This is a genomic window from Bradyrhizobium sp., from assembly GCF_049798375.1.
GTDB lineage: Bacteria > Pseudomonadota > Alphaproteobacteria > Rhizobiales > Xanthobacteraceae > Bradyrhizobium.
In genome coordinates this window covers 1-4018 of record NZ_JBARGP010000344.1, presented here as the reverse complement: position 1 = coordinate 4018, position 4018 = coordinate 1, and the positions used below count along the sequence as shown (strand labels likewise).

General features: G+C 63.9%; 3 protein-coding genes and 1 pseudogene. 2 read left to right on the top strand and 2 right to left on the bottom strand.

Translation table 11 applies throughout. The annotated features are described in order from the left end of the window. Positions 1–179: 179 nt before the first annotated feature. On the bottom strand, positions 180–1676 hold the full coding sequence (locus tag WA702_RS14505) for a CoA-acylating methylmalonate-semialdehyde dehydrogenase (protein WP_425111225.1): 1497 nt from the start codon (positions 1674–1676) through the stop codon (positions 180–182). Positions 1677–1851: 175 nt separating this feature from the next. Beyond that, positions 1852–2517, bottom strand: coding sequence for a TetR/AcrR family transcriptional regulator (locus WA702_RS14500; RefSeq protein WP_425111224.1), 666 nt, complete (start codon positions 2515–2517; stop codon positions 1852–1854). 164 nt (positions 2518–2681) lie between these two features. Here WA702_RS14500 and WA702_RS14495 point away from each other — a divergent pair, with 164 nt between their 5' ends. Both WA702_RS14495 and WA702_RS14490 read left to right on the top strand, forming a co-directional pair. Next, complete coding sequence (locus WA702_RS14495; protein ID WP_425111223.1) at positions 2682–3452, top strand: enoyl-CoA hydratase; 771 nt, start codon at positions 2682–2684, stop codon at positions 3450–3452. Positions 3453–3713: 261 nt separating this feature from the next. Next, positions 3714–4018, top strand: a pseudogene (locus WA702_RS14490) (acetyl-CoA C-acetyltransferase); the annotation flags it as partial.

Genomic DNA, 4018 nt, shown 5'->3' with positions numbered 1-4018 from the left:
AGTCTGGATTGCTTCGTCGGGGCTGTCAGGAAATAGACAGAAACGAGAACAAGTTTCGTAACAGATCGAGTCTGAAACCGAATCGAAGCAAGAACCTTGTTCACGTTTTTGTCTAAAAACTTACAGCCCCGTCGCTTCGCTCCTCGCAATGACGGCGGGATGGGTAGCGATCCTCTAGCTCACTTCATCGTCGGGATCGAGAACTCAGCGCCTTCCTTGACGCCTGACGGCCAGCGCGAGGTCACGGTCTTGGTCTTGGTGTAGAAGCGGATCGAGTCCGTGCCGTGCTGGTTGAGATCGCCGAAGCCGGACTTCTTCCAGCCGCCGAAGGTGTAATAGGCGATCGGCACCGGGATCGGCACGTTGATGCCGACCATGCCGACATTCACCTTGGACGCGAAGTCACGCGCCGCGTCACCGTCGCGGGTGAAGATCGCGACGCCATTGCCGTAGTCGTGGTCGGACGGCAACGCCAGGGCCTCGGGGTAATCCTTGGCGCGCACCACCGACAGCACCGGGCCAAAGATCTCTTCCTTGTAGATGCGCATGTCCTTGGTGACGTTGTCGAACAGGCAGCCCCCCATGTAGAAGCCGTTCTCATAGCCCTGCATCTTGAAGCCGCGGCCGTCGACGGCGAGCGTCGCGCCTTCCTTGATACCGATCTCGACGTAGTTCTTCACGCGCTCGACGGCCTCCTTGGTGACCAGCGGACCGAAATCGGCCGACGGATCGACCGAGGTGCCAATCTTCAAGGACTCGACGCGCGGAATCAGTTTCTCCATCAGCCGGTCGGCGGTGGTCTTGCCGACGGGAACGGCAACCGACACCGCCATGCAGCGCTCGCCGGCGGAGCCGTAGCCGGCGCCGATCAGCGCGTCGACCGCCTGATCCATGTCCGCGTCGGGCATGATGATGGCGTGGTTCTTGGCGCCGCCAAAACACTGGCAGCGCTTGCCGTGGGCGGCGGCACGCTCATAGATGTATTGCGCGATCGGCGACGAGCCGACGAAACCGACCGCCATGATGTCCGGATCCTCCAGGATAGCGTCGACCGCCTCCTTGTCGCCGTTGACCACATTGAGGATGCCGGCCGGCAGGCCGGCTTCGATGAACAGCTCGGCGAGCTTCATCGGCACGCCGGGATCACGCTCGCTGGGCTTGAGAATGAAGGCATTGCCGCAGGCAATCGCCGGCGCGAACTTCCACATCGGAATCATCGCCGGGAAATTGAACGGCGTGATGCCGGCAACGACGCCGAGCGGCTGGCGGATCGAATAGATGTCGATGCCGGGGCCCGCGCCCTCGTTGAACTCGCCCTTCATCAGATGTGGGATGCCGCAGGCAAACTCGACCACTTCCAGGCCGCGCTGGATGTCGCCCTTGGCATCGGGGACGGTCTTGCCGTGCTCGCGGGCGAGCAGCTCGGCGAGCTTGTCGTAGTCGCGTTGGACCAGTTCGAGGAATTTCATCATCACGCGCGCGCGGCGCTGCGGATTGGTTGCGGCCCAGCCCGGCTGGGCGGCCTTGGCGTTCTCCACTGCGGCCCGCAGCTCGGCGCGGGAGGCCAGCGCAACCTTGCCCTGCACCTCACCGGTCATGGGCTCGAACACGTCGGCCGTCCGGCCAGAAGTGCCCTTGACCTCGCGGCCGCCGATGAAATGACCGATTGAACGCATGCTGTCCTCCCAAGATAAGCAAGTGCCGATTTGGTCGGCATCTTGCAGTCTTTACGGCGTTTGGGAAGGGTCTATCCGCGCGGCGGAACTGCGAAAATGCCGCCCTTGCCGCCGCTCAGCCGGCGGCAGCCATCACCTCGTCGGGAGCTGCTGCGCGGACGCGATCATGCCGGCGTCAGCGCCGTGCGGCGGCCATGGAGGTCTTGCCTGCCGGACGCTTGCGCGCGCTCGGCTTCGCTGCGCTCTTCGGCACCTCGCCGTGGCCATATGCGCAAGCCAGCGCAGCGGATCGACCGGCATCGAGGATTTCGTCCGAGAACTCGCTGCTGCCGGCGACGCGCGCCATCACCAATGTGCCCATCAGGGTGGCGAGCATGGCCGAGGCGCGCTTGCGGGCAACCTTGGGCGGGACGTCGAGAATGTTTTCGGCAAACAGGTCGACCATCGCCTCGAGCTTGGCGGCGAAGGCCTTGCGCGTCTTCGGGCTCTCCCGGGCGATCTCGGCGCCGAGCGCCGGAATGGCGCAACCATGACCGACATCGTCGCGATGCTGTGGACACAAATAACCATCGATAATCGCGAGCAGGCGCTGCTCCGGTGCCAGCTCGGCCAGCACCTTGCGCCATCGTTCGGTCGAACGATCCATCGCGTCGCCGAACGCCTCGATGACAAGCGCTTCCCGCGACGCGAAATGCGCGTAGAAGCCGCCATGGGTGAGGCCTGCCTCCTTCATCAGGTCGGCGACGCCGACACCGTGGGCGCCCTTCTCCCGCAGCCTTACCGAGGCCTTGCGAACGATTCGCGCGTGGGTTTCCGCCTTGTGTTCCGGTGAATACCGCATGGCTGTCCTATGACATGTTCTCAATCATATAATAGCAGCTTCGTTCCGGGACCGCTGCAGCTATTTCATTAATTCGCGTTCAGCTAAGTCGGGATGGTTGACATGGGCGCGGTTTAGCTTGGAACTGGGCAATCACCTGATCTCATCCTCTCACGAGATATTCCATGGACATGCTCAATTCCCATTGCGGCGTCAGTCGTGATTCCCGCGGCGTTGTGACGCTGACCATCTGCAATGCGGGCTCGCTCAACATCTTGGGCTCCGCGGTGACCGATGACGTGCGCACCGGCCTGGAGCAGCTCGCGGCCGACGACTCGATCCATGTGCTGGTGCTCGCCGGCCAGAGCGGCAAGAGCCTGATCGGCGGCGCCGACATCAAGGAGATGGCGACCCTCGACCAGGCCTCCGCGGAGGCGTTCATCACGCGGCTTGCCAAGCTCTGCGAAGCCGTGCGCGCCTTCCCCGCGCCCGTCGTCGCGCGCATGCCGGGCTGGTGCCTCGGCGGCGGGCTCGAAGTGGCCGCCTCCTGCGACATCCGCATCGCAGCTGACGACGCCAAGTTCGGCATGCCCGAAGTGCGCGTCGGCATCCCGTCGGTGATCCATGCCGCGCTGCTGCCGCGGCTGATCGGCTGGGGCCGTACCCGCTGGCTGCTGCTGACGGCAGAGACGATCGACGCGCCGACCGCGCTCGCCTGGGGCTTGGTCAATCAGGTCGCGGCGGAAGGCGGTCTCGATGCGGCCGTCGAGCATGCCGTGGCAGCGTTGCTCGCCTGCGGTCCCAAGGCGTTGCGCGCGCAGAAGGCGCTGCTGCGCGAATGGGAGGAATTGCCGCTGAAGCAATCGGTCGACGTCTCGATCGGCGCCTTCGGCCGCGCGTTCCTGACCGACGAGCCGACGCGGCTGATGCAGGACTTCGTCAACCGGAAGCGATAGGATTCGCAACTTTTTCCAAGAAGGCGACACCGCTTTGCAGAATATTTGCGCAGAAGCAGTGGTCGAGCAGTCGTCAGCGCGCATGCGGGGCATCCAGCCATCGCCGGTGTTTACTGGATCATCCGCTTTCGCGGATGATGACGACTGAGGACGACAATACCACAGTCGATCTCACGGCAAATTTAGCGGTGGACGTCCGTTGCAATTTTCGCAACGCATTATATGATGGATATAATATTACAGACATCGAGGGAACACGCCATGGCCCATTCGCCCGATCCCGTCGTCATCCTCTCCGCCGCCCGCACACCGCTTGGCCGCTTCATGGGAGATCTGTCCTCCTTCAGCGCCAACAAGCTTGGCGCTCATGTCATCAAGGCCGCGCTGACGCGCGCCAACCTCGCGCCCGATGCGATCGACGAGGTGTTCATGGGCAATGTGCTGCCGGCCGGACAAGGCCAGGCGCCGGCCCGCCAGGCCGCGCGCGCTGCCGGCCTGCCCGACGCCACCGGCGCCACCACCATCAACAAGGTCTGCGGCTCCGGCATGAAGGCGACCATGCTGGC

What these genes read in the sequence shown, in the direction of transcription:
- WA702_RS14495 (WP_425111223.1), top strand. Translation starts at nt 2,682, where the DNA reads ATGGACATGCTCAATTCCCATTGCGGCGTCAGTCGTGATTCCCGCGGC.
- WA702_RS14505 (WP_425111225.1), bottom strand. Translation starts at nt 1,676, where the DNA reads ATGCGTTCAATCGGTCATTTCATCGGCGGCCGCGAGGTCAAGGGCACT.
- WA702_RS14500 (WP_425111224.1), bottom strand. Translation starts at nt 2,517, where the DNA reads ATGCGGTATTCACCGGAACACAAGGCGGAAACCCACGCGCGAATCGTT.